This is a genomic window from Micromonospora sp. C51, from assembly GCF_018070435.1.
In the GTDB taxonomy this organism is placed as follows: domain Bacteria; phylum Actinomycetota; class Actinomycetes; order Mycobacteriales; family Micromonosporaceae; genus Micromonospora; species Micromonospora sediminimaris.
Genome location: NZ_JAGPXQ010000027.1, coordinates 23,390 through 47,866 on the forward strand (window position 1 = coordinate 23,390; position 24,477 = coordinate 47,866).

Sequence of the window (24,477 nt, forward strand, 5' to 3'; positions counted from 1 at the left end):
CGCGGCTGTTGCCGGTCGGTTGCCTCACCATGTCCAGCCGCGATCGGCCCTGCGGTCTGCGTCACAACGGCTCACGGTTTGGCGCTGACCGGCGGAGCGCCGACCAGGTCGAGCCGGTCACCGAGGATCACGGCGCAGGCCCGGACCAGCTGGGCGAGCCGGTCCACCTCGGTGGAGTGGAAGGCGGCCGGCGTGAGGGTCTCGCTGTGCTCGCGGGACACCACCAGCACCAGCCCGGCCCGACCGAACGGTGCGACCGCGAAATGGCCGCCGTCGGGCGCGGTCATCGACCGGGCGCGCAACGGGGTGACCTCCGGCAGCATGGGCGGCACCGGGGTACGCCAACTGGCGTGCCCGACCGTCGCACCGCCCCCTCCGGTACGCGATGCCCAGTCCACCGGCACCATCGCGGCGACGGACCAGTCGGCGGCGAGCAGCCCGGGTACCGCGTCGACAAGGGTCGCCAGTCCGTCGGCCGGGTTGGCGGCGACCTGGGCCAGCAGCTCGGCGTCCTGGCCGGTGGTGGTGGGCGCGCCGATCGCCCGCCAGACCCCGTCCACCCGTACGCCGGGGATCGCCGCCAGGCCGGCCAGCAGGCGCTCCACCCGCGCGACGCCCGGCCATACCACCGTGAAGTCGTCGACCGCCCGCCCGCCGAGGCGTTCCAGCACGACCACCTGGACGATGTCCGCCCCGGACACGCCGAGAGTGCGCGCGACCTGACCGAGCGTGCCAGGACGGTCCGGCAGGGTGACCCGAACGCGCAGCAACATCTCAAACCCCTCCGCTCGGCGGGCCGACACAGTGGTCGGCAGGCTGGTGTCAGCCTGGCAGTTGACCATTTCGTCCCTGTTGCGGCGGCATGTCCCGAGGGTCAAACCTGACCTTGACAAGCCGCCGGAGCTGCCATGAACTGTCCGGATGACCGAACCGACCGCCGGCTCGCCCGCCGGTCTGGATCTGGACCGGCTCGGCGGCTACCTGGCAGCGCACCGCCCCGATCTGGCCGCCGGCCCGTTACGGGCCGAGCTGATCGCCGGTGGCCGGTCGAACCTGACCTACCTGGTGCACGCCGGCGATCGGGAGATGGTGCTGCGTCGTCCCCCGCTCGGGCACGTGCTGGCCACCGCGCACGACATGACCCGGGAATTCCGGGTCATCTCGGCGCTCGCCCCGACCGACGTCCCGGTGCCCGGCGCCCTGCTGCTCTGTCCCGAGCCGGAGGTGCTGGGGGCGCCGTTCTACCTGATGGAGCGGGTGCCGGGCGAGGTGTTCCGCAGCCGCTCCCGCACCGACCAACTCACCGGCGAGCAGCGACACGGGCTGGCCATGACAATGATGGACACCCTGGCAGCGCTGCACACGGTCGAGCCGGCAGCGGTCGGCCTGGCTGACTTCGGCCGCCCGGAAGGGTTCCTGGCCCGGCAGGTCCGCCGCTGGTCCGGGCAGCTCGACCGCTCCCGCAGCCGACCGCTGCCCGGCATCGACGAGCTGCGCGACCGGCTCGCCGCCACCGCGCCCGAGGGGGCCAACGCCGGTCGGATCGTGCACGGGGACTTCCGGCTGGACAATCTGCTCGCCACCGTCGACCCGGTGACGGTGACGGCGGTGCTGGACTGGGAGATGGCCACCCTCGGCGACCCGCTGGCCGACCTGGGTCTGTTGCTGACGTACTGGGACGTGCTCGGCGGCAGTGCGGCCTCCGACGGAAACCCCGTCGCCGACGGTCTCGGCCCGCGCGCCGGCTTCCCCAGCGGTGCCGAGCTGATAGCCCGGTACGCCGGGCGCAGCGACGTCGACGTCGGTCCCCTGCACTGGCACATCGCACTGGGCTGCTTCAAACTCGCCGTCATCTGCGAGGGCATCCACTACCGGCACACCCTCGGCCAGACCCTCGGCGAGGGCTTCGACACCATCGGTGGCCTCGTCGCCCCGCTGGTCGCACACGGACTGACCGCGGTGAGGGAGACCTGATGGACTTCGCGTACGACGCCCGGACCGAGCAGCTGCGCACGGAGCTGACCGATTTCCTGGAGCGGCACGTGTACCCGGCCGAGCCGGTGCACGCCGCCCAGGTGGCCGCGGCCGGTGACCCGTGGGCCCGCCCGCCGGTGCTGGCCGAGCTGAAGGCCGAGGCGCGCCGACGCGGCCTGTGGAACCTCTTCCTGCCCGATCCGCGCCACGGTGCCGGGCTGACCAATCTCCAGTACGCCCCGCTGGCCGAACTGACCGGCCGCAGCCCGCACCTCGCCGCGGAGGCGCTCAACTGCGCCGCGCCGGACACCGGCAACATGGAACTGCTCGCCGAGTTCGGCTCCCCCGCCCAGCAGGAACGCTGGCTCACACCCCTGCTGGCCGGCGAGATCCGCTCCGCGTTCTGCATGACCGAGCCCGACGTGGCCTCCTCCGACGCGACGAACATCGCCACGTCGATCCGCCGCGACGGTGACCACTACGTCGTCGACGGCCGCAAGTGGTGGTCCTCCGGCGCGATGGACCCGGCCTGCGAGATCCTCATCGTGATGGGCAAGACCGACCCGGACGCCGACCGGCACCGCCAGCAGAGCATGATCCTCGTCCCCCGCGACACTCCCGGGGTCACCGTCCGTCGGGGCATGCGGGTCTTCGGCTACAGCGACGCCTCGCACGGCGGGCACGCCGAGATCGACTTCGACAGCGTACGGGTGCCAGCGGAGAACCTGGTCGGTGCCGAGGGCACCGGCTTCGCCATCGCCCAGGCCCGGCTCGGCCCCGGCCGGATCCACCACTGCATGCGCCTCATCGGGATGGCCGAGCGGGCGTTGGAACTGCTCTGCCGTCGGGCCGTCGAGCGGGTCGCCTTCGGCCGCCCGCTCGCCGAGCAGGGCGTGGTACGCGAGTGGATCGCCGAGGCCCGGGTCCGCATCGAACAGGCCCGGCTGCTGGTGCTCAAGACGGCCTGGCTGATGGACACCGTCGGCAACAAGGGCGCACACACCGAGATCCAGGCCATCAAGATCGCCACACCGGCGATGGCCGAGTGGGTCATCGACAAGGCCATCCAGGCGTACGGCGCGGCCGGGGTCAGCCAGGACACTCCTCTCGCCGCGCTCTGGGCCCAGGCCCGCACGCTGCGCCTCGCCGACGGTCCCGACGAGGTGCACCGCAACAGCCTCGCCAAGCGCGAGCTTCGCCGCTGGACCGCCCCCGCCTGAGCACCGCCGCCCGCCCGATGATCAGACCCGCGTCCGGCAAGCCCTCCGACGTGACTTTCCGTGGCCTTCACCGCTCCCCCAGACCCCGCTGTGCCACCCCCTTGCTCTGCTTCAACCGACGCAACAGTCACGCTCAGCAGCCACGCCGAGCCGATGGCCGAATCCCGCCTCAGCGTTACCGCTGGTCAGGCAGTAGTGCGTGGGTTGAAGCAGAGCAAAGCGTGCGAGGTGGCAATGAGGGCTACCGGGGATCAGTGACACAGCGTCAGATGTGCGGAGAGTTATCGGTAGCTGAGCACGCGCCGGCCCGCGTACGGGCCCGCCGCCAACACCCGCCCGCGCCGACCCGTCCGCCGAAGCAAGGTCCGCCGGCTGCCGCGTGGTTCAGGCGGAGGCGCGCTCGACGAACTGGGTGTCCAGGACGACGTGTGGAGTGGCAAGCTCGTCGCCGCGGATCCGGTCGACCAGCAGCCTCGCCATCTGCCGGCCCATCTCCTCCACCGGCTGGAACACCGACGTCAGTGGCGGGTTGGCCTGCCGGGCGATCGGCTCGTCGCCGAAGCCGACCACGGCCACGTCCTGCGGCACCCGACGGCCGGCCTCCCGCAGCGTCCGCATCGCGCCGAAGGCCATCAGATCGGCGGCCACGAAGACGGCGTCCAGGTCAGGGCAGCGCTCCAGCAGCCCCCGCATCGCCGTCGCCCCGCTCTCCTCGCTGAAGTCGCCGTACGCGATCAGGTCGGGGTTGACGCCGAACCCGGCGGTGCGGACCGCATCCCGATAGCCGGACAGCCGGGCCAGCCCGGCGCCCATGTCCTGGGGGCCGGCGATGGTGGCGATGCGCCGCCGCCCCCGACCGGCGAGGTACTCGACGGCCTGCCGTGCCCCACCGGCGTTGTTGACGTCGACGAACGAGGCGGGCTGCGCCTCGGGGTGCAGCATCCGCGCGGGCCGCCCGCCGAGCACGGTGGGCAGGCCACGCTCCTCCAGCAGGGTGGGCAGCGGATCGTCGTCGTGCAGCGACAGCAGCAGTACGCCGTCGATGTGCTGGTTGGTCAGGTGGTGCTCGACCCGTTCCCGCTCCAGCGGCGACTGGGCCATGGCCAGCCAGAGCTGCAACGGCGTCTCCAGCAGAGCGGAGCTGATCCCCCGGACGATGCCGGCGAAGAACGGCTCGGCGAAGATCCGCTCGCCGGACTCGCTGACCACCAGGGCCACCGAGTCGGTCCGCTGGGTGACCAGCGCCCGAGCCGCGCGGTTGGGTACGTACCCCAGTTCGGCAATGGCCTGTTGCACGGCGGCCCGGGCCTCCGGACTCACCTGCGGGGAGCCGTTGACCACGCGGGAGACCGTGCCGCGGCCCACTCCGGCGCGGGCGGCAACCGCGTCGAGCGTCGGCCGCCCGAGCGACCGGGTGCGCTGCGTTGTCATCGTCTGCTCCTCCGACGTCAGGCGGCCCCGGCACCTTCACCAGCGCTGGTGCCGGGCCGCCCGTTACTGGCTGGCCATCGCCCTATTGTGCGGCCAGACCGTTGCGTCGGATCACCTCCGCGTACCACCTGGCACTGGACTTGGGGATGCGGGTCTGCTTGTCGTAGTCGACGTAGATCATGCCGAACCGCTTCGTGTAGCCCCAGGCCCACTCGAAATTATCCATCAGCGACCAGGCGAAGTATCCCCGCAGGGGGACGCCCGCGCTGATCGCCTCGTGGGAGGCGCGCAGGTGGGCGTCGAAATAGGCCAGCCGGTCGACATCGTCGACCTGGCCCTCGACGACCTCGTCGACGAAGGCCGAGCCGTTTTCGGTCACGTAGAGCGGAAGGTCCGTGTACTCCTCGTGAACCCGACGCAGCGTCTCCACCAGCCCGGGAGCGTCGATCTCCCAGTTCATGTCGGTCACCGGGACCCCCCGGGTGACGAACCGGACGTCCTCGCTGCCCGGCCAGCAGGCCTGGTCCCGCCAGTAGGCCTCCGGCTGCTCGCCGGGGATCGGCGCGGCCACCACGTGCCGGCTGTAGTAGTTGACGCCCACCACGTCCAACGGAGTGGAGATGGTGGCCAGATCACCGTCGTGAACGTGGCTGAAGTCGGTCACCTTCACCAGATCGGCCACCAGGTCGTCCGGGTAGGCGCCGCGCAGGATCGGATCGAGGAAGAACCGGTTGGCCAGCGCGTCGATCCGCCGGGCCGCGTCAACGTCGCCCGGCGTGTCGCTGGCCGGGGTGACCGGGTACAGGTTGAGGGTCACCCCGAGCTGCGCCTGCGGCACCGCCGTACGCAGCGCCTGCACGGCGAGCCCGTGGCCGAGCATCAGGTGATGTCCGGCACGGACCGCGTCGGCCCCGTCGGAGCGGCCCGGGGCGTGCACCCCGGAGCCGTACCCGAGGAAGGCCGAGCACCAGGGCTCGTTGAGCGTCGTCCAGTACTTCACCCGGTCGCCCAGCGCGTCGGCCACCAACAGGGAGTAGTCGGCGAACCGGGCGGCGGTGTCCCGGGCCGGCCAGCCACCGGCGTCCTCCAACTCCTGCGGGAGGTCCCAGTGGTAGAGGGTGAGCCAGGGCTCGATTCCGTTGGCCAGCAACTCGTCGACCAGCCGCTGGTAGAAGTCGAGCCCTTCGGCGTTCGCCGGACCCGACCCGCCCGGCTGCACCCGGGGCCAGGACACCGAGAACCGGTACGACTTCAGCCCCAGCTCGGCCATCAGCCGGACGTCGTCGCTGAGTCGGTGGTAGTGGTCGCAGGCGACGTCGCCGGTGTGCCCGGCGACCGTCCGACCCTCGGTGTGGCTGAAGGTGTCCCAGATCGACGCGGTCCGACCGCCCTCGTTCGCCGCGCCCTCGATCTGGTACGCGGCGGTCGCCGCGCCCCAGAGGAAGCCGGGCGGGAAGGTCAGTGGCGGACGCTCGTCGAGGACGCCGACGGCGGGCGGGGTGGCGGGGTTGCTCACGACTTGACTGCACCTTCCATGATCCCGCCGATGATCTGGCGGCCGAAGAGAAGAAAGACGAGCACCAGCGGGATGGTGCCGACCGCCGTGGCGGCGAAGACCTGGGAATAGTCCGTGTAGTAGGCGTACGAGAGGAAGGAGAGCGAGACCTGCAGGGTCGGGTTCTCCGGGGTGAGGATCGCGTACGGCCAGAGGAAGGAGTTCCAGGTCTCCATGAAGGTGAGCAGACCGAGCACGCCGGCCGCTGGGCGCAGCGCGGGCAGCACGATGTTCCAGTAGATCCGGAAGGTACTGGCACCGTCGACGCGCCCGGCCTCGATCAGCTCGTCGGAGATCGCCTGGCTCGCGTACTGCCGCATCATGAAGACACCGAAGGCGCTGACCAGGAACGGCACGGTCACCGCGTAGAGGGTGTCGTACCACCCCAGCGACTGCATCATGCTCCAGAGCGGGATGAGGCCCATCTGGGTCGGGATCATCATGGTGACGATGATCGCCAGCAGCAGTACGTTGCGACCGCGGAAGCGCAGCTTCGCGAAGGCGAAGCCGGCCAGGGAGCCGGTGAGCACCACCGACACGGTGACCACCGACGAGACGATGATCGAGTTCATCAGGCCCTTGAGGAAGTTGGCCGCGTCGTTGTCGAGCACCCGCCCGAAGTTGTCACCGAACGCGCCGGCCGGGGTCATCGGCGGTGGCACGTCGTTGATCGACTCCAGGCTCCGGGTGCCGATCACGATCATGTAGTAGAAGGGGTAGATCGACAGCAGCGCCGCCAGGACGAGCGCCATGTAGGTCAGTGGACTGGTGCGCCACAGGCGCTTTGAAGCCGAGATCATCGATCTCTCCTCACTTGGCCGCGCGGCGGACGAGGATGAAATTGATCAGCGACACGAGGACGATGATCATGAAGATCGCCCAGGCGACCGCGGCTCCGTAACCTGCGGTACTCAGGTTGTAGATGCCCTTCTCGTACATGTACATCGCCAGCGTCTGGTACTCCCGCTGGTTGCCGCCGATGATGCTGCCGTTGCCGAAGAGCAGCGGCTCGGTGAACAGCTGCATGCCGCCGATCGTGGAGAGGATGACCACGAAGATGAAGGTGGGCTTGAGCATCGGCAGGGTGATCTGCCAGAACTGCCGCCACGGGCTGGCCCCGTCGATCGCGGCCGCCTCGTACAGATCCTTCGGGATGGCCTGCATGCCGGCGAGCAGGATCAGGGTGTTGTAGCCGGTCCACCGCCAGTTGACCATCGTGGCGATCGCGGTCCAGGAACTCCACTCCTGCGCACGCCAGTCGATCTGGTCCACCCCGACGAGGCCGAGCAGCCAGTTGAACAGGCCGAAGTCGCGCTGGAACAGCATGCCGAAGACGATCGCGACGGCGGCCACCGAAACCACGTTCGGCACGAAGATGGCCATCCGGAAGAAGGTCTTGGCGCGCAGCAGGGTCTGGTTGAGCAGGTTCGCCAGGAACAGTGCCATCAGCAGCTGCGGGATGGTCGACAGGGCGAAGATGCCGAACGTGTTGACCAGCGCGTTCCAGAAGTATTCGTCCGAGATCAACTCGGTGTAGTTGTCGAGCCCGATGAACGTGTGCTCGCCGACCATGTCCCAGTCGTGCAGCGACATCCAGGCGGTGCGCAGCATCGGGTACAGCCCGAAGGCTCCGAAGATCAGGAAGAACGGCGCGATGTAGAGGTACGGGGAGTACTTGAGATCCAGGCGGTTGAAGAGATAGCCCCGGCGGCGCCGGGCGGGGACATCGGGGGGTGGTGCTGCTGGCGACGGCGGCGCCGTCGTGGCCGACAGGCTCATGACGACACTCCGCTGCGCTCCGTGCCGCCACGAGACACCACGGCACTGAGGTGATGATTCGCTCGCTTACGCTCGCTCATTCGAGTTTCCTTTTCCAGCGAGGCCCGGGGGCCCTCGCGCAGGATGCTGCGCGGTGGGGACCGACCGGTGGCGTCCGGGTAGTCCCGAACGCCACCGGAAGGGAATCACTCAGAAGACGCCCTGGGTCTGCGCGTCCTTGGTGAACTGCTCCCAGGCCGCATCCTTGCTGGCCTGCCCGTTCTCGAACGCCCGCATCGCCGGCTCGAACGCGTTCTCCTTGACCGCCTGGTGCTTCGGGCCCAGGTGGATCGGCTGGATCTGGGCGACGCTCTCGCCGAAGATCTTGCCGGTCGGCGCGTTGCTGAAGTACTCGTTGGTGTAGCTGAGGAAGGCCTCGTTCTTCAGCGCCTCCAGGTTGGTGGGCAGCGGGCCCTTGGCCTTGAAGGCCTCCACCTGGCTGGTGGCGTTGGTCAGGAACTCGGCGAGCTTCGCCGCCTCCTCCGGGTACTTGCTCTGCTCCGGCACGGCCAGCCACGAGCCGCCCCAGTTACCGCCGCCGCCCGGCACGGCCGCCACGTCCCACTTGCCCTTGTTCTCCTCACCGGAGTTGTCCGCGACGATGCCGAGCATCCAGGACGGGCAGAAGGTGGCCGCGAAGGTGCCCTGCTTGAAGCCACCGGACCACTCGGGCGACCAGGTGGACGCCTTGGCGGAGATGTCCACCATCGAGGTGGCGGTGTCCCAGGCAGACTTCACCGCGGGGCTGGAGTCCGCGATGATGTTGTTCTCCTTGTCGTAGAACAGGTCGCTGCCCTGCTGGAACAGCACGCCGTTGGAGACGGCGGTGATCGAGTCGACGAACGCCTTGCCGGTGGCCTGCTTGTACTTCTGGCCAGCCTGGTGGAAGCCGTTCCAGTCCGGCCAGAGCGCCGAGACCGCCTCCCGATCGGTGGGCAGGCCGGCGGCCTCGAACAGGTCCTTGCGGTAGCAGACCGCGAGGCTGCCGACGTCGGTCGGCAGGCCGATCAGCCGACCGTCCGGCGCCTTGCCCAGCTCCCACTTCCAGGGCAGGTAGTCGTCGGTGATCTCGGACGACACCAGCGGAGTCAGGTCGGCCCAGTTGCGCGGGTTGGCCTTGAACTCGTTGAGGATGCCCTCTTCCAGGGCGGTCACGTCGGCCGCGCCCTTGCCGGTGGCGAGGTAACGGACCAGCTTCGGCCGGTACTCGCCGAGCTGCGCGGTCTTGCGCAGCTCGATCTTGATGCCGGTCTGCTGCTCGTACTGCTTGACGAGCTCGTCGTAGCCGAACTCGCCGAAGGTGTCGACGACCAGCTTCGCGGGCTTCTCGCCCTCAGCCGGCGTGTCGTCGTCATTGCCGCAGGCCGCGAGGCCGCCGATGGCGGTGATCGCGGCCAGGGTGGCTGCCGCCATGCGGGAACGCCGCGTGGTGAGGCTCATCCTGACCCCTCTTTCGATGGTGAGGCTGCTTTTGTCTGTGGTGGGGGGTGCCGCAGCGCCTGCCGGCCCCGACTGCGTCAGCCGGGGTCAGCGCCCAAGCGCGCGCCATGTGATCCACGCCTCTTGGGAACGCTCCCATGAGATTGCCGGCAGGTGTCGGGAGTGTCAATAGTCCAGTGGGAGCGATCCCAGATCGTTACCACGCAGCTCGTTTGACCCGGCAAACAATCGGGAAAGGCAGTTTGGTTGGGATCCGGAAGCGGGGTTCAGCAGAGACGGCGCAGCAGCGTGTCCACCCGGCCGGCGTCGAAAGCCGCCGGGTCGAAGTCGGCACCCACCCAGTCCCGCATCGTCCGATGCTCCGGACGGCCCGGCTCGGCCAACGCGGCGAGCAGCACCAGGTAGCCCTGTGGCCCGCCGACGTCCTCCGGTGGGCAGGCCCGCTCCCCGTCGAGGCAGCGCGGATAGCGCTCGTCCGCCTCGGCGGTCAGGGCGTCCTCCACCAGCAGGTCGTGCTCCCACCAGTCGCCGAAGTCGTACGTGTAGTGGAACCGGCTGCCCTTGCCGACCACCGCGTCCAGCCGGACGTCCAACTCGTCGTGCAGGGCCAACTCGCCGTCGGGGTCGGGCTCGCCGTACTGCACGCCGTCGATCTCGAACGAGTGCAGGTGACAGTCCCGCCAGCCCATCGCGTGCTGCACCACCCGGTGCAGCCGGTCCAGGGTGTAACCGCCGGGTACCAGCACCCGGCGCCAGATCGCCGGACGAACCCCGGACAGGGACATCCTCAGCTGGAAGATCTGACGCGGCATGGGTGTCCCATCCTCCCTCGGCATAGGCTGCGAGCATGATCTGCCGAGCGTGCCGGGCGCGGCGGCACGACGACTGCCCGGGCCGGAACTGGTGCGACTGCCAGCACCGTACCCCCCGACCCACCCCTCCCGTCACCGGTCCGGCCGGCGAATGAGCGACAGAGCACCGATTTCCGTCCTCTGGCCGGACCCGTCACCCGAGCCCGTGGACGACGACACGCTGATCGCCCGGTACGGCCGCGCCGAGCAGCCGCACCTGCGGATGAACTTCGTGACCAGCGTCGACGGCGCGGTCAGTCTCGACGGCTACTCGGCCGGGCTGTCCGGCGCGCCCGACAAACGGGTCTTCGGACTGCTCCGGATGCTCTGCGACGCGCTGCTGGTGGCCGCCGGCACACTGCGCCACGAGGGTTACCGGGCCATCCGGCTCGACGAGCGACGCCGGGCCTGGCGGCGTGCGCACGGGCTGACCGAGTATCCGACCCTGGTCGTGGTCTCCGGCTCGCTCGACCTCGATCCGGCCCAGGCCGCCTTCGCCGATGCCCCCGTGCGCCCCGTGGTGCTGACCCGCCGGGACGCGGCGGCACCGCCCGGCCTGACCGCGGTCGCCGATGTGGTACGCCACGGCGAGGACCGGGTCGACCTGGTCGCGGGGTTGGCCGACCTGCGCCGTCGCGGGCTCGGTCAACTGCTCTGCGAGGGCGGTCCGCACCTGTTCGGCGCTCTCACCGCCGCCGACCTGGTCGACGAGGTGTGCCTCTCGATCGCGCCGCTGCTCGCCGGAGCCGGGCCCGGCCGGATCACCGCCGGCGACCCGAGTCCCGCCCGGCGCCTGCCGCTGCGACACGTCCTTCGCGCCGACGACGGCACCCTGCTGCTCCGCCACGCCCGGCACTGACCGGCTGGTCCGCCACCACCGCTCCGGCCGCCGTCCCAGGAGTTGCCCGAAAGGCCACGAAAGCACAGGTCAGCTCACTACCGTGAACCGGTATCGGCGGCTGCCGGAGGGCGGAGACGTGGCGTACGAGGTTGTCGAGCTTCGGGTCCACGGGGTCTCCGGAGCCGCCGCCGAAACACTGCTGGACCATCCGGTCGTGACCAGGGTCGCCGGCGACGACAACGCCGGCTTCTACCGCCCCCGGCCCGGCTTCGGCGTCAGCGACCGGCCGCAGGCGCTACGGGTTGAGGCGTACCGCTGGGGGGCGCTGACCGCCGGCGGCGCCGTGCGTACCGCGTCGCTGCTGTTCCTGTTGCCGTTCATGCTGGTCAATCTCGCCGTGTGGACGCGGCCGGCGACCGGTGGGGCCGGCGGTGTGATCGGTCCGCTGTGCCGGCTGCTCGCCGCCACCCTGACCGCCGCGTTCACGCTCTCCGTGTTGGGCGTGACCGTCGACCTCGTCGGCTGGCAGTGTGTTCCCTATCAGCCCTGCCTGCGCGGACGCGGATACCTGTCCTGGCTGGGCCACCTGCCGCTCGGGCCTCGCCTGGCGCTGCTCGCCCTGGTGCCGATCGGTGCCCTGCGGCTGCTCTGGTGGCTCGGCGAACGGTCGGCCCGGGTGTTCGAGGCGTTCCCGGCCGCCCGGGGGCAGGATCGCACCAGCGGTGGCGAGGACCGCATCGACAGCCCGGGCTTCTGGAACGACGCGCTCGTGGTGCACCGGTTGCGCGCGGTCCACGTCGCGGTCGGGCTGGGCGTGCTCGACGCGAGCCTGCTCGCCGCGCTGGTCCACCTCCATCCCACGCCCGCCGTCCACCTGCTCTTCGGTGTGACCCTGATGCTGCTGGCCACCTGTGTGGTCCTGCTTCTCCGGCCGGCGCGCACCGTGCCGGCCGGCCAGGGTCGGGGGCCGGTGAACCTGCGCGGCGTCCGGCCGCTGCGGATCGGTGCCCTCGCCCTCACCGTGCTGACGCTCACCTACAGCGCGGTGGCGGTGGAGCCGGAGACGCCGCACGGACAGTTGCCCGGCCACGAGGCAGCGGTGGCTGGTCTGGTGGCAGTCCAGGCCGTCCTGCTCGGCGCGCTCGTCGCGGCGACGCTGCACCAGCGCCGACGCAGTCCGGCGGCCGGCTCGTCGTGGCTGGGTGGGCTCGCCACCCCGGTCTTCGCCGCCATGGCGGTCGCTGTCTCGTACGGATTCGCCGCCGCGCTCGTCTACCGGGTCGCCGACCTGCTCGACCGAGGCGACATTCCGAATCCGGCCCGGTTGGACCGGTCCGGCGCGCCACCGCTGGAACCACCGGTCTCCTACCGCTGGGCGGCCCTGGCCGGCCTGATCACGGTCGTGGTCGTCGCCGCGACGGCGCTCTGGCGGATCGCGGCTACCCGGCGGCAGCGACGCCGGATGGCCGAGGAGATCGTCCGGCGGGACTTCCCCGATCCGCCGCCGGAGGCGCTGCCTCGACGCGCCGACGTACGGGAGATCGTCGCCCGGTCCGCGATCGCCGAGCATCTGGGGCCGGTGCTCACCGTTTTCCTGGTGCTGTCGGTGGTCGGCGTCGCCGTCGTCGGCCTGGACCTGATCGGCATCGGGCCTGCGGAACTCAGTAAGCAACTGGCCGGTACCAGTGATCAGGCCGCCACTGACCTGGCACTCGTGACCGATGTGGGGATCTACGTCATCGGCCTGGTCGGGCTCGGCATCGTGGTGCTCGGGCTGTTCTCCTACCGCTCCGAGGAGACCCGGCGCACGGTGGCGGCGATCTGGGACCTCGGCACCTTCTGGCCGCGTACGGTGCACCCGTTCGCGCCGCCCTGCTATGCGGAGCGGGCGGTGCCGGAACTGGCCAAGCGGGTCGCCGCGCTGACCGACCACGGTGGTGTGATCCTCTCCGGGCACAGCCACGGCTCGGTACTGGCTGCCGCGACCCTGCTCCAGTTGCCGTCCCGGGCGCTGCCCCGGGTGGCGCTGCTGACCCATGGCAGCCCCCTGCACCGGGTGTACGCGCGCCTGTGCCCGGCCTTCTTCGGCGACCCGATCCTGACGGAACTCGGCGACCGGATCGGGTGGCGGTGGGTGAACCTGTGGCGGGACACCGACTCGGTCGGTGGGCCGATCTTCTCCGCCCACCGCCCGGGGCAGCGGCGACACGTCACCGTGCCCGCCGGCACGGTCGACCGTCGGCTCCGCGACCCACGTGGCCTCACCGTGCCGCCCGACGACACCGTCCCGCCGCCGGTCAACCGACACTGGCCGTACCACACCGACGAGGCGTACGAGGCGGCCGTGCGGGACCTGGCCGGTCGGTTACGGCCCGCCACCGGTACCAGCCCGCACCCGACGCCCTGACGGTCCAGCGGCTCCGCGACCTCGCGGCATGGCGGCTTGAGTGCCCCGGCGGGCTTGGCGGCTTGACGCACGAAGCCCGGACACTCGCGGTCAGAACCCGATCGCCGTGCGCGTTCGGCGCGATGTCGTTACGTGGCCTGCGCCGCGTCGCGTGGCGGCCTGTCGTACTCCTCCGGCAGGATGCAGGGCGTGTGTGCCGACCGCGACGACCAACCGAGCGGAGTTGCCCGATGACCGACCAGGGGTTCGACGGCCCGGGCGAGGGGGTGGGCCGGGTGCTGGGCACCGCCGACGCCACTCCCCTGCAGTTCTGGACGGCGGTCGCCCCGGGCAGCTATCTCCAGCTCGACGACGTGGTGGTCACTCGGCGGGAGTTGCCCGACCGGGAGCCGGTGACCATCGCCGGGGTGGTCACCCAGGTCCGGGCGCGGCACGAGGGCGCGCAGTTCGACTCCGACGTCTTCGCCATCGCCGACGGCACACTGCCGGCGATGGTGCAGGAGGCCGCCGAGATCACCACCACCCGGGTCGATCCCGAGTTCTACGTGCCGCCGCAGCCGGGTGCCGTGGTGCACCGGGCCGAAGGCGATGCCCGAGCCCGGGCGCTGCACTTCGACCGGATGGAGCGGCGCATCCCGATGGGCACCGGCCGGGACGGCGTCCCGGTCTATCTGAACGCCGACTTCCTCGACGGCAGTCGGGGGGCGCACGTGTCGATCTCCGGCATCTCCGGGGTGGCCACCAAGACCAGCTTCGCCACCTTCCTGCTCTACTCGGTGTTCCGCTCCGGGCAGCTCGGCGGTGACGCGGTCAACGCCAAGGCGCTGATCTTCAACGTGAAGGGCGAGGACCTGCTCTTCCTCGACCACCCGAACGCCCGGCTCGACGACCCGACCCGGGCCGCGTACGCCCGGCTCGGCCTGGCCGCGGACGCCTTCCCCGACGTACGGGTCTACGCGCCGCCCCGGGTCGGTGACTCGTCCGGCACACCGGACGTGAGCAGTCGGCTCACCGGCGTGGACAGCTTCTACTGGACGCTCACCGAGTTCTGCGCGGACCGCCTGCTGCCGTACGTCTTCGCCGACGCCGACGACGAACGCCAGCAGTACACGATGGTGGTCCACTCCGTGGCCGCCCACCTGGCCCGGTACGCCCAGCCCGCTGACGGCGGCGTCAGCATCGACGGTGTCCGGTTGGGCAGCTACGGCGACCTGGTCGACCACGTCGTCGAGCAGCTCAGCGACGACGAGACGCGCGGCGACTGGGCGGGCAGCGCGGTGGGGCTGGGCACGGTGAACGCGTTCGCCCGCCGGTTGATCGGCAGCAAGAAGGACCTGTCCCGGCTGATCCGCGGCGATCTGGCCACCCGCCGCCCGCACAGCATCAACACCGCCGAGAGCGCCCAGGTCACCGTCGTGGACCTGCACAACCTGCCGGACCGGGCGCAACGTTTCGTGGTCGGTGTGACGCTCAAGAGCGAGTTCGAGCGTAAGGAGAAGGCCGGCACCGCCAAGCCGTTGCTGTTCGTGGTGCTCGACGAGCTGAACAAGTACGCCCCCCGGGAGGGTTCCTCCCCGATCAAGGAGGTGCTGCTCGACATCGCCGAGCGGGGCCGTTCGCTCGGGGTGATCCTGATCGGCGCGCAGCAGACCGCCAGTGAGGTGGAACGACGCATCGTCACCAACTCGGCCATCCGGGTGGTGGGCCGGCTGGATCCGGCCGAGGCGTCCCGCCCGGAGTACGGTTTCCTCCCACCCGCCCAGCGGCAACGCGCGCTGCTGGCCAAGCCGGGCACGATGTTCGTCAACCAGCCGGACATCCCGGTGCCGCTCTGTCTGGAGTTCCCGTTCCCCGCCTGGGCGACCCGGGTCTCCGAGGCGGGGGCCGCGCCGTCACAGACCCTGCGGTCGATCACCCAGTCCGCCGATCCGTTCGCGGTCGTCGGCTCCGGCGGCGGCGCCGACGACGACATCCCGTTCTAGCGCAGAGGCTTGGTCAATGAAGATCCTGCACACCTCCGACTGGCACGTGGGCAAGGTCCTCAAGGGGCAGTCGCGGGCCGAGGAGCACAAGCAGGTGCTGGCCGGAGTCGTCGAGATCGCCCGCCGGGAGCGGCCCGACCTGGTCGTCATCGCCGGTGACCTCTACGACACGGCGGCACCGACCCCGGAGGCGACCCGCCTGGTCACCCGGGCGTTGACCGCGCTGCGCCGCACCGGCGCGGACGTGGTGGCGATCGGCGGCAACCACGACAACGGTCCGGCCCTGGACGCGCTGCGCCCGTGGGCCGAGGCTGCCGGCATCACCCTGCGCGGCGGCGTACGGGAGGACCCGGCCGAACACGTCATCGACGGCACCACCGCCGGCGGGGAACGCTGGCGGCTGGCCGCCCTGCCGTTCCTGTCCCAGCGGTACGCGGTCCGCGCGGTGGAGATGTACGAGCTGACCGCCGCCGAGACCACCCAGACGTACGCCGACCATCTGGGCCGCATCCTGGCCCGGCTGACCGAGGGTTTCGACGAGCCGGACCGGGTGCACCTGGTGACCGCCCACCTGACGGTGGTCGGCGCGGCCACCGGCGGCGGCGAACGGGACGCGCACACCATCATGGGTTACGCGGTGCCCGCCTCGGTCTTTCCCGGTACCGCCCACTACGTGGCGCTCGGGCACCTGCACCGCGCCCAGCGGGTGCAGGGGCCGTGCCCGATCCGCTACAGCGGTGCCCCGCTCGCGGTCGACTTCGGCGAGCAGGAGAACGTCCCGGCGGTGACCCTGGTCGAGGTCACCGCGACCACGGCGGCGCGGATCCGGGAGGAACCGGTGACCGCGGCGACCGCGCTGCGCACCGTACGCGGCACCCTCGCCCAACTCGCCGAGATCACTGCGCCGGAGGGTTGGCTGCGGGTGTACGTGCGCGAACAGCCCCGCGCCGGCCTGCGCGAGGAGGTACAGCAGTTGCTGCCCCGGGCCCTGGAGATCCGGATCGACCCGGAGCTGGTGCCGGCACCCGGCACCGGCACCCGGGTGGCCCAACGGTCCGGCCGCTCGCCCCGGCAGTTGTTCGCCGACTACCTGGACAGCCGGGGGCATGCCGACGAGGGCGTCCGGGAACTCTTCGACGAGCTGCTCGAGGAGGTCGATCACTGATGCGGCCGATGCGGCTGGACCTGGCCGGTTTCACCGTCTTCCGCGACGACACCACAATCGACTTCACCGACGCGGACTTCTTCGCCCTGGTCGGGCCGACCGGTTCGGGCAAGTCGACGGTGCTCGACGCGATCTGCTTCGCGCTGTACGGCACGGTGCCCCGGTGGGGTGGTACCCGCGGGCTGGGCAACGCGCTCGCGCCGTCGGCCACCGAGGCACGGGTCCGACTGGTCTTCGAGTCCGGCGGTGCCCGCTACGTCGCCACCCGGGTGGTGCGTCGGGACAGCCGGGGCAACGTCAAGACCGCCGGTGCCGGCTTGCAGCTGATGCCGGAGGGGTTCGACGTCACCAAGCTGGACACCGGGCTCAGTCCGGAGGACCTCGGCGAGGTGGTCGCCGGCACCCCGGCGGAGATGGACGCCGCCGTGCTGGCGGCGGTCGGTCTGCCGTACGAGCAGTTCACCAGCTGCGTGGTGCTGCCGCAGGGCCAGTTCGCCGACTTCCTGCACGCCCGCCCGGCCACCCGGCAGCAGATCCTGGTCAACCTGCTCGGTCTCGGCGTGTACGAGCAGGTGCAACAGCGGGCCACCACCCGGGCCGGGCAGGCGGAGGCGAAGCTGGAGGCGGTCGATCAGCTGCTCGCCGGGCTGGCCGACGTCGACGACGACGCGCTGGAACGGGCCACCGGTCAGGTCGACCGGATGCGGGAGCTGGCCGGGTCGGTGACCGCCGCCGTACCGGAGCTGGAAGCGGCCCGCACGACGGTGCGGGAGGCCAACGCGGCGCTGGCCACGCTCGACGCCGAACTGGCCGCGCTGGACGAGGTCCGAGCGCCGGACGGGGTGGCCGAGGTGGCCCGGGCGGTGACCGCGACGCGGGCCGAGTCCGACGCGGCGGCGACCGCGGTGTCCCTGGCCGAGGAGCGCGAGGAGAAGCTGCGCGGCGAGTTGGCCGCCGCCGGCGACGAGAGCGCCCTGCGGATGCTGCTGCGGGCGTACGCGGACCGGGAGCAGTTGTCCGCTCAGGCGGAGCAGGTGCAAGCCGGGCTGGAGGCGGCCGGCGTCGAGCACGACGCGGCGGTGCGGGCACTCACCGGGGCGCAGGCGGCGGCGGAGCGTGCCGAGGCGGAACTGGCGGCGGCGTTCCAGGCGCACGAGGAGGCGAAGACCGCCGATCAGGCGACGGCGTTGCGGGCCCACCTGACCGACGGGGACGCCTGCCCGGTCTGCGAGCAGACGGTGGCCCGGGTGCCGGCGATTCCGGCCGGCTCGGCGGTGGCCAGGGCGGTGGCGGCCGGCAAGGCGGCCCGGGCGGCGAGCGAGGCGGCCAGGAAGGTCGTCGCCGAGCGGGACCCTGCCGCGCGTGACCTGGAGCGGGTGCTGCTGCGCGCCCGTACCGAACATGACGGGCTGCGGGCCCGACTCGCCGAGCTGGATGAGCGGCTGGCCGGGGCGGCCACCGCCGAGGCGCTGCGGGCGCGGTTGACGGAGCTGGCCCGGCTGCGGCAGGGGCTGGACGAGGCGACCACGGCGGTCCGTGCCGGCCGGGACGCCGCCAGGCGGGCTCGGGCGGCGGTGGAGGCGGCGCAGGATCGGCTGCGGACGGCGTGGCGCCGCTTCGACGGCGCCCGTGACGCGGTGGCCCGCTTCGGGCCACCGGCCACCGACCGCGACGATGTCGCCGCTGCCTGGACCACGTTGGCCGAGTGGGCGCGGGACCAGGCGCAGCACCGCCGGTCGGAGCGGGACGGGCTGGCCAGAGCCGTGGTCGAGGCCGAGACGGCGGCCGGCGTGGCGGCGGACCGCATCGCCGGCATCTTCGCCGACGCCGGGCTGCCCGCCCCGGACGACCCGGTGCGCGCCGCCACCGTCGCGGTGGAGCGGGCCGAGGCCGAGCTACGCCGGCTGACCGAGCGGCGCGAGCAGGCCGGGGCGCTGCGGGAGCAGCGGGCCGGGCACGAGCGCGCGGCGCAGGTGGCTCGGGCGTTGGCGGGGCACCTGCGGGCGAACAACTTCGAGCGGTGGTTGCTGGCCGAGGCGCTGGATCTGCTGGTCGACGGTGCGTCGGGGATCCTGCGGGAACTCTCCGGCGGTCAGTACGACCTGGTCCACGACAAGGGCGAGTTCTTCGTGGTCGACCACCACGACGCCGGGCTGCGTCGCGGGGTGCGGACACTCTCCGGCGGTGAGACGTTCCAGGCGTCGCTGGCGCTGGCGCTGGCGTTGTCCGAGCAGCTGGCCGGGATGTCCACCACCGCGGCCAGCCTGGAGTCGATCGTGTTGGACGAGGGTTTCGGCACCCTCGACGCGGCCACCCTCGACACGGTCGCCGCCACGTTGGAAAATCTCGCCGCCCGGGGTGACCGGATGGTCGGGGTGGTCACCCACGTGCCGGCGCTGGCCGAGCGGATCCCGGTCCGCTTCGAGGTGCACAAGGACGCCCGCTCGGCCCGGGTGGAACGGACCGGCCGGTGATGCGGACGTGAACCGCTTCTTCGTCGATGCCTGGGATCCGGGCTACGGGGCGTCGTTCGAGGCCGCGCCGGCCGGTCCGGCCGCGCCGAGCAGCGCCCAGGTCGAGGCGGAGCACGAGCTGCCGGCGGTGGACTGGCGGGCGATCGGCCCCCGTCCGGAGGTCCGGGCACCGGACGTGGTGCTGCTGGTCGACGGGGTACGCCGGATCGACGCCAGCATCTGGACGGCCGAGGATGACGGCGGCTCGTTTCCCGGGCTGGCCGCCTCGTACGCGGCCGGGGTGGTGCGGTGCGACCTGGATCGCGGTGCCGCGCAACTGGCCGGTGCCACGGTGGAACGTGGCCTGTTCACCGCCAGCCCGTCGGCGACCGACGTGGTGGCCGGCAACGTCCGCTACCCGGTGCACCGGGTCAGCGGCAGCGGTGAGCTGGCCAAGCTGCCGGCGGCGGTGCAGGGGCCGTTGACCGCTCTTGAGGTGCAGGTCTCGGCCGCCGCGCGTACCGACGACGACCTGCTGGTGGTGGACGGGCCGTTGCGCAACCGGCGGCAGCTACCCCGCACGCTCGGCTACATCAAGACCCAACACAGCCAGTACCTCGACGCCCGGCTCACCGCCGTGGTCACCGGTCTGCCACCGGGCCACCGCTCGCCGGTGTTCCGGCTCGGCACCGCCTGGGGCGGCTGGTCGTGGTATCTGCGGCTGCCGGTGGCCGCGGGCGCGCCGTGGGCGGGAATCGTCCGGCTGGAGTGCTCCGCCGACCTGGAGATCGCCGAGGCGGTGTGGTTGGCCGACCTGTCGGCGGTCACCCTGCCCCGGTTCGCGTCCAGCCCGTACAAGGATCCCCGGGCCCCGCAGAACCTCGTGCCGATCGCCGGGCTGGAGCGGCTGCTGCGCTCCCGGCTGGGCGACGCGCGCCTGCTGCACCGCGCGCTGGCCGTCGCCGCCCGCACCGCCGCCGCCCGGACCGGCCGCTGATGGGTCGGCGTCGCGCCGCCGACCGGATCACCGAGCCGGTCGGCACGGGGCTCGCCGAGCTGGTGCCGGACCGGGACCGGTCCGGCTCGTGGACGCTGCTGCTCGATGGCGCACCGCAGTCGCATGTGGACCTGACCGATCCCACGCACCTGGAGTTCGAGTACGTCCGTCGACTGGCCGCCGCGATCGACCTGGTGGCACCGGCGGGTGCCCCGCTGCGGGTGCTGCATCTGGGCGGTGGTGCGCTGACCCTGCCCCGGTACGTCGCCGCCACCCGCCCGGGCTCGACGCAGCGGGTGGTCGAGGTGGACGGGGCGCTCGTCGACCTGGTGCGGCGGGTGTTGCCGTGGCGGGCCGATCCGCGCCTGAAGGTACGCGTGGGTGACGCGCGGGCGGTACTCGCCTCGTGTCGGGAGGCCAGTTACGACGTGGTGGTCGCCGACGTCTTCGCGGGTGCCCGGACACCGGCCCGGCTGACCTCGGTGGAGTACGCGGCCGAGGCGGCCCGGGTGCTGCACCCGGCGGGCTGGTATCTGGCCAACGTCGCCGACGGGCCGCCGCTGCGCCACGTCCGGGGGCAGGTGGCCACCGTGCGGGAGGTGCTGCCCCGGGCGTGTCTGGTCGCCGACGCCGCTGTGCTGCGGGGCCGGCGCTACGGCAATCTGGTGCTCCTCGCCGGCCGTCAGGACCCGCCGGTGGCCGCGCTGACCCGCCGGGCCGCCGGTGACTGGTTTCCCGGCCGGGTGCTGGTCGGGGCGGAACTCGATCGCTTCACCGGAGGCGCCACGGTGGTGCACGACGCCGATGCCGTCGACTCGACGCCACCTCCGCCGGGGATTTTTTCCGTCGAACGTTGATCCGTTCGGTGCTGCCTCCCGTACCAGTCAGCAGCCATGCCCGTGGGGGGACGGCTTTCTGTCCATGGACGTCGGAGGTCTGCATGCACGCACTGGCGGTCGGTTGGCAGGGCGACCGGGTGCGGGTGGACTGGATGTCCGCCCGGTCCCAGTCGCGGCCGACCACGTCCACCCGTGGGGTCGACTCTCGTGCGGCGGCTCGCCAGAATAGCCCGGTGACGCCGCGACCCACCCCTGGCCGCCACCAGGCTTCCACCACCGAAGCCGCCCACTCCGACCAGTTGGTCCGCACGCTCTACGCGGAACACGCCGGACCGCTGCTGATGTTCGTGATGCGGTTGACCGGCGGTGACCGGCAGCGGGCCGAGGACATCGTCCAGGAGACCCTGCTGCGGGCCTGGCGCAACGCGCATCGGCTGGGCACGCAGGGACAGGGGTCGCTACGGCCGTGGCTGGTGACGGTGGCGCGACGGATCGCCATCGACGAGCACCGCAGCGAGCAGGCCCGCCCGGCCGAGACGTACGACCGGGACCTGACCGCGTTCGCCGAGGCCGACAGCACCGACCGGGTGCTCCGGTCGATGACGGTGGCGGACGCGCTGCGAACGTTGAGTCAGTCGCACCGGGAGATCCTGGTGGCGACGTACTTCCGGGGCCGGACGGTGCCGGAGGCGGCCGAGGAGCTCGGTCTGCCACTGGGCACCGCGAAGTCGCGGGTCTACTACGCGCTGCGCGCGCTGCGCACAGCTCTGCAGGAGAGGGGGGTGACGGAATGAGCCGGGTTGACCACATGGACGTCGCCGCGTACGCGCTCGGCGTGCTTGACGAACAGGACATGGAGCGGTTCGAGGAACACCTCGCGACCTGCTGGGCCTGTGCCGCCGAACTGGAGACGATGGTGCCGGTGGTCGGGCTGCTCTCCGACATCGACGAGGAGTCGATCACGGCGCTGGAGCAGACCCACTCGGATCCGGTCCTGTTGGACCGGACGCTCGTGGCGCTGCGTACGCATCGTCGGCGGGCCCGGTTCCGGCAGGTCCTCGCGACCGCGGCGGCCGTGGTGGTCTTCGGTGGGCTGACCGGTGTCGTGTTCAGCAATCTCACCGACAGCAGCACCGCACCGCCGTTCGCCGGACCGACCACGGCTCCGGTGGGCCCACCGAGCGACCGCCCTGGCAACCCCGGTGACCCGGGTTTCGGCGGCAACGAGCAGGAGGGCGACAAGGTGAACGTCACCGACTCGACCACCGGCGTCAGCGCGACGTTCTTCCTGATCTCGAAGGACTTCGGCACCAAGATGGACTTCAGCCTGAGCAAGCTGCCGGGGCCGCGCACCTGCCGCCTGGTGGTGGTACGCGACGACGGCTCCACCGAGGTCGTCTCCACCTGGTCGGTGCCGGACGGTGGCTATGGCACGAACGCCAACCCGCAGTTGCTGGCCCTGTCGGCGGCCACGTCGACGAAGCTCGATGACATCAAGCACTTCGAGGTGCAGGAGATCGACTCGCGGGGCGCCACGGACACTCTGGTGACCGTCCCCGCGGCCTGATCCACGTGTTCGAAAGGCCCGCCTCGATCGAGGCGGGCCTTCGTCGTTGCAGCCTCACCCCGGTCAGGCGCGGCGCGGCGACCTGGGGATACGGACTCACACGGACAGAGAACCCACACGGTTCAATGGATTCCTGTGAACTTGCCCACCCTTTCGGATTCAACCTTGACAGCGCTCGCCCCGTATCTCCCGGTGAACTTGCCAAGTATGAGGAGGGCACGTGGCACAGATGAAGCGAACCGTCATCGCCGTGGGCGCCATGTTCGCACTTACGGCCTGCGCTCCCGCAGGCTACAACGGGGCGGACGCGGGCGCGGCCGAGCCGGTCGCCGTCGCCGCGGCCGAGCCCAGCGTGACCGCCGACCCCGAGGCCAGCGCGGACCCGGGCGCCTCGGCGTCACCGGGCGCGGAGGCCGAGACCGACGCTCCCCTGCCCGACGGTGTCGAACTGACCGAAAGCCTGACCGGCAAGAAGTTCCCCCGGATGGGTAGCGCCGTGGTCAACCAGGACGGATTCATCCTGTACCGCTTTGACCGCGACACCAACGACCCGCCCTCGTCCAACTGCGACGGCCAGTGCGCCGAGGTGTGGCCGCCGGCGCTGACCGACGGCGCCCCGGAGCTGAAGGGCGTCTCCGACGACGCGGTCGGCACCATCACCCGCGAGGACGGCACCCGCCAGATCACCCTCGACGGCTGGCCGCTCTACACCTACATCGGGGACAAGAAGCCGGGCGCATGGAAGGGCCAGGGCGTCGGCGGCACCTGGTTCGTGGTCAACCCGGACGGCAGCAAGAACCTGGAGTGCCTGCCCAAGGGCACCCCGAAGGCGGTCGCCCCGCCGTCGAAGTCCGAGTCCAACGACTCGGACTCCGACTACGACTACTGATCCATCAGCACGTCGGTGGCCGGCCCCAGCCAGCAATGGCGCCGCCGGCCACCGACGTTCCTGTCCGGAACCAGCGGGTGCGCCTCGTTGACCCGGGTGGCTCGCGTGGCAGAGTGAGCCGGTGAACTGGACGGCACCAACCACGAAACGGGTGTTGCAAGTGCCACCCGGCTACCGCTTTGCCGCCTCGGTGCGTCCGCTCACCTTCAGCCCGTACGACCCGTGCGCTCGGATGATCGCGGGCGTCTTCTGGTGGGCGGCGCGCACGCCCGACGGACCTGCCGCCCTGGCCCTGCGGCCCGAGGGCGGCGATCTGATCGCCGAGGGTCACGGACCGGGCGGCGGCTGGATGGTCGAGCAGGCCGACGCGGTGGCCGGACTCCGCGACGACCTGACCGGGTTCGCGGAGCTGGCCGCGAGCCATCCCGTGGTGGCGCGGCTGGCCAGCCAGCAGGCGGGGCTACGGATGCCGGCCACCGGACTGATCTTTCCCCGGGTGCTGCGGGCCGTGTTGGAGCAGAAGGTCACCGGCAAGGAGGCCTACCGGGGGTACGCGGCGACCGTGCGCCACTTCGCCGAGCCGGCCCCGGGTCCGGTACCGCTGCTGCTGCCACCCGACCCGGCGGCTGTCGCGGCCGCGCCGTACTGGGTCTTCCATCCGTTCGGGGTGGAACAGCGACGGGCCGAGACGTTGACGCGGGCCGCGCGGGTGGCCGACCGCCTGCAACGATGCGCCGACTCGACCGAGGCCACCCGGTTGCTGCGGTCGATCCCGGGCATCGGGCCGTGGACCGCCGCCGAGGTGGTCCGGGTGGCGTACGGCGACGCGGACGCGGTGAGCGTCGGTGACTACCACGTACCCAACACGGTCGCCTGGGCCCTGGCCGGCGAGCCGCGCGGCGACGACGCCCGGATGCTGGAGCTGCTGGAGCCGTTCCGGGGCCACCGGGGCCGGGTCTGCTGGCTGCTGGAGGCCGCCGCCGTGCAGGCACCGAAGTTCGGCCCGCGCGCCCCGATCCGTTCCTTCGCCCACTACTGAGCGCCAGTA

Annotated in this window: 20 protein-coding genes; 13 read left to right on the forward strand and 7 right to left on the reverse strand. The window is 71.6% G+C overall.

Annotation, left to right across the window (positions count from 1 at the left end):
• Positions 1-71: 71 nt before the first annotated feature.
• Positions 72-773, reverse strand: a complete 702-nt coding sequence (locus KBX50_RS22850; protein ID WP_093403185.1) for an amino acid-binding protein — start codon at positions 771-773, stop codon at positions 72-74.
• Positions 774-921: 148 nt separating this feature from the next.
• Here KBX50_RS22850 and KBX50_RS22855 point away from each other — a divergent pair, with 148 nt between their 5' ends.
• Together KBX50_RS22855 and KBX50_RS22860 are read left to right on the forward strand one after the other, a co-directional pair.
• A complete protein-coding gene (locus KBX50_RS22855) occupies positions 922-1,974 on the forward strand; it encodes a phosphotransferase family protein (RefSeq protein ID WP_210939661.1) in 1,053 nt (350 codons plus the stop codon).
• On the forward strand, positions 1,974-3,194 hold the full coding sequence (locus KBX50_RS22860) for an acyl-CoA dehydrogenase family protein (RefSeq protein ID WP_093402875.1): 1,221 nt from the start codon (positions 1,974-1,976) through the stop codon (positions 3,192-3,194). Before KBX50_RS22855 ends, KBX50_RS22860 begins: the two co-directional genes overlap by 1 nt.
• A gap of 384 nt (positions 3,195-3,578) precedes the next feature.
• On the opposite strand, the gene KBX50_RS22865 is transcribed toward KBX50_RS22860, so the two are convergent.
• The 6 genes from KBX50_RS22865 to KBX50_RS22890 all read right to left on the reverse strand — a co-directional run bounded on the left by KBX50_RS22865 (position 3,579) and on the right by KBX50_RS22890 (position 10,250).
• Positions 3,579-4,625 (reverse strand): LacI family DNA-binding transcriptional regulator, encoded by a 1,047-nt coding sequence (locus tag KBX50_RS22865; RefSeq protein ID WP_093402874.1) that lies wholly within the window; start codon positions 4,623-4,625, stop codon positions 3,579-3,581.
• An 82-nt stretch (positions 4,626-4,707) separates the two neighbouring features.
• Positions 4,708-6,141 carry a GH1 family beta-glucosidase gene (locus tag KBX50_RS22870; protein WP_210939662.1) on the reverse strand — a complete coding sequence of 478 codons (1,434 nt, stop codon included), beginning with the start codon at positions 6,139-6,141 and terminating at the stop codon, positions 4,708-4,710.
• Positions 6,138-6,980, reverse strand: a complete 843-nt coding sequence (locus KBX50_RS22875) for a carbohydrate ABC transporter permease (RefSeq protein ID WP_093402872.1) — start codon at positions 6,978-6,980, stop codon at positions 6,138-6,140. The genes KBX50_RS22870 and KBX50_RS22875 overlap by 4 nt, the downstream gene beginning before the upstream one ends.
• Before the next feature lie 10 nt (positions 6,981-6,990).
• A complete protein-coding gene (locus tag KBX50_RS22880) occupies positions 6,991-7,959 on the reverse strand; it encodes a carbohydrate ABC transporter permease (RefSeq protein ID WP_210939663.1) in 969 nt (322 codons plus the stop codon).
• A 189-nt stretch (positions 7,960-8,148) separates the two neighbouring features.
• Complete coding sequence (locus KBX50_RS22885) at positions 8,149-9,438, reverse strand: ABC transporter substrate-binding protein (protein WP_210939664.1); 1,290 nt, start codon at positions 9,436-9,438, stop codon at positions 8,149-8,151.
• 266 nt (positions 9,439-9,704) lie between these two features.
• The gene (locus tag KBX50_RS22890; RefSeq protein WP_210939665.1) at positions 9,705-10,250 is read right to left on the reverse strand and encodes a plasmid pRiA4b ORF-3 family protein; all 546 of its coding nucleotides are present in this window, start codon (positions 10,248-10,250) and stop codon (positions 9,705-9,707) included.
• Between the two features lie 151 nt (positions 10,251-10,401).
• On the opposite strand from KBX50_RS22890, the gene KBX50_RS22895 reads away from it, so the two are divergent.
• The 11 genes from KBX50_RS22895 to KBX50_RS22945 all read left to right on the forward strand — a co-directional run bounded on the left by KBX50_RS22895 (position 10,402) and on the right by KBX50_RS22945 (position 24,468).
• Positions 10,402-11,148 (forward strand): pyrimidine reductase family protein, encoded by a 747-nt coding sequence (locus tag KBX50_RS22895; RefSeq protein ID WP_210939666.1) that lies wholly within the window; start codon positions 10,402-10,404, stop codon positions 11,146-11,148.
• An 82-nt stretch (positions 11,149-11,230) separates the two neighbouring features.
• Positions 11,231-13,537, forward strand: a complete 2,307-nt coding sequence (locus KBX50_RS22900) for a hypothetical protein (RefSeq protein ID WP_210939667.1) — start codon at positions 11,231-11,233, stop codon at positions 13,535-13,537.
• A 230-nt stretch (positions 13,538-13,767) separates the two neighbouring features.
• Entirely contained in the window at positions 13,768-15,519 is a 1,752-nt protein-coding gene (locus KBX50_RS22905) for an ATP-binding protein (protein ID WP_210939668.1), read from the forward strand.
• 16 nt (positions 15,520-15,535) lie between these two features.
• Entirely contained in the window at positions 15,536-16,684 is a 1,149-nt protein-coding gene (locus tag KBX50_RS22910) for an exonuclease SbcCD subunit D (protein ID WP_210939669.1), read from the forward strand.
• Entirely contained in the window at positions 16,684-19,158 is a 2,475-nt protein-coding gene (locus KBX50_RS22915; RefSeq protein WP_210939670.1) for an AAA family ATPase, read from the forward strand. The genes KBX50_RS22910 and KBX50_RS22915 overlap by 1 nt, the downstream gene beginning before the upstream one ends.
• A 7-nt stretch (positions 19,159-19,165) precedes the next feature.
• Positions 19,166-20,134 carry a hypothetical protein gene (locus tag KBX50_RS22920; protein ID WP_210939672.1) on the forward strand — a complete coding sequence of 323 codons (969 nt, stop codon included), beginning with the start codon at positions 19,166-19,168 and terminating at the stop codon, positions 20,132-20,134.
• Positions 20,134-20,991: a spermidine synthase gene (locus KBX50_RS22925; protein WP_210939674.1), complete on the forward strand. Its 858-nt coding sequence runs from the start codon at positions 20,134-20,136 to the stop codon at positions 20,989-20,991. The genes KBX50_RS22920 and KBX50_RS22925 overlap by 1 nt, the downstream gene beginning before the upstream one ends.
• Before the next feature lie 83 nt (positions 20,992-21,074).
• Positions 21,075-21,767 carry a sigma-70 family RNA polymerase sigma factor gene (locus KBX50_RS22930; protein ID WP_093402862.1) on the forward strand — a complete coding sequence of 231 codons (693 nt, stop codon included), beginning with the start codon at positions 21,075-21,077 and terminating at the stop codon, positions 21,765-21,767.
• Positions 21,764-22,540, forward strand: coding sequence for an anti-sigma factor (locus KBX50_RS22935; RefSeq protein ID WP_210939676.1), 777 nt, complete (start codon positions 21,764-21,766; stop codon positions 22,538-22,540). The genes KBX50_RS22930 and KBX50_RS22935 overlap by 4 nt, the downstream gene beginning before the upstream one ends.
• Positions 22,541-22,769: 229 nt before the next feature.
• On the forward strand, positions 22,770-23,429 hold the full coding sequence (locus tag KBX50_RS22940; protein ID WP_210939723.1) for a hypothetical protein: 660 nt from the start codon (positions 22,770-22,772) through the stop codon (positions 23,427-23,429).
• Positions 23,430-23,550: 121 nt separating this feature from the next.
• Positions 23,551-24,468: a DNA-3-methyladenine glycosylase gene (locus KBX50_RS22945; protein ID WP_210939677.1), complete on the forward strand. Its 918-nt coding sequence runs from the start codon at positions 23,551-23,553 to the stop codon at positions 24,466-24,468.
• Positions 24,469-24,477: the final 9 nt, after the last annotated feature.

Bases quoted from the DNA above. Each gene is read 5' to 3' on its own strand.
- KBX50_RS22875 (WP_093402872.1), bottom strand. From the start codon at position 6,980: ATGATCTCGGCTTCAAAGCGCCTGTGGCGCACCAGTCCACTGACCTAC.
- KBX50_RS22930 (WP_093402862.1), top strand. From the start codon at position 21,075: ATGCACGCACTGGCGGTCGGTTGGCAGGGCGACCGGGTGCGGGTGGAC.
- KBX50_RS22860 (WP_093402875.1), top strand. From the start codon at position 1,974: ATGGACTTCGCGTACGACGCCCGGACCGAGCAGCTGCGCACGGAGCTG.
- KBX50_RS22915 (WP_210939670.1), top strand. From the start codon at position 16,684: ATGCGGCCGATGCGGCTGGACCTGGCCGGTTTCACCGTCTTCCGCGAC.
- KBX50_RS22850 (WP_093403185.1), bottom strand. From the start codon at position 773: ATGTTGCTGCGCGTTCGGGTCACCCTGCCGGACCGTCCTGGCACGCTC.
- KBX50_RS22940 (WP_210939723.1), top strand. From the start codon at position 22,770: ATGAAGCGAACCGTCATCGCCGTGGGCGCCATGTTCGCACTTACGGCC.
- KBX50_RS22880 (WP_210939663.1), bottom strand. From the start codon at position 7,959: ATGAGCCTGTCGGCCACGACGGCGCCGCCGTCGCCAGCAGCACCACCC.
- KBX50_RS22855 (WP_210939661.1), top strand. From the start codon at position 922: ATGACCGAACCGACCGCCGGCTCGCCCGCCGGTCTGGATCTGGACCGG.
- KBX50_RS22925 (WP_210939674.1), top strand. From the start codon at position 20,134: ATGGGTCGGCGTCGCGCCGCCGACCGGATCACCGAGCCGGTCGGCACG.
- KBX50_RS22895 (WP_210939666.1), top strand. From the start codon at position 10,402: ATGAGCGACAGAGCACCGATTTCCGTCCTCTGGCCGGACCCGTCACCC.
- KBX50_RS22935 (WP_210939676.1), top strand. From the start codon at position 21,764: ATGAGCCGGGTTGACCACATGGACGTCGCCGCGTACGCGCTCGGCGTG.
- KBX50_RS22905 (WP_210939668.1), top strand. From the start codon at position 13,768: ATGACCGACCAGGGGTTCGACGGCCCGGGCGAGGGGGTGGGCCGGGTG.
- KBX50_RS22865 (WP_093402874.1), bottom strand. From the start codon at position 4,625: ATGACAACGCAGCGCACCCGGTCGCTCGGGCGGCCGACGCTCGACGCG.
- KBX50_RS22910 (WP_210939669.1), top strand. From the start codon at position 15,536: ATGAAGATCCTGCACACCTCCGACTGGCACGTGGGCAAGGTCCTCAAG.
- KBX50_RS22890 (WP_210939665.1), bottom strand. From the start codon at position 10,250: ATGCCGCGTCAGATCTTCCAGCTGAGGATGTCCCTGTCCGGGGTTCGT.
- KBX50_RS22885 (WP_210939664.1), bottom strand. From the start codon at position 9,438: ATGAGCCTCACCACGCGGCGTTCCCGCATGGCGGCAGCCACCCTGGCC.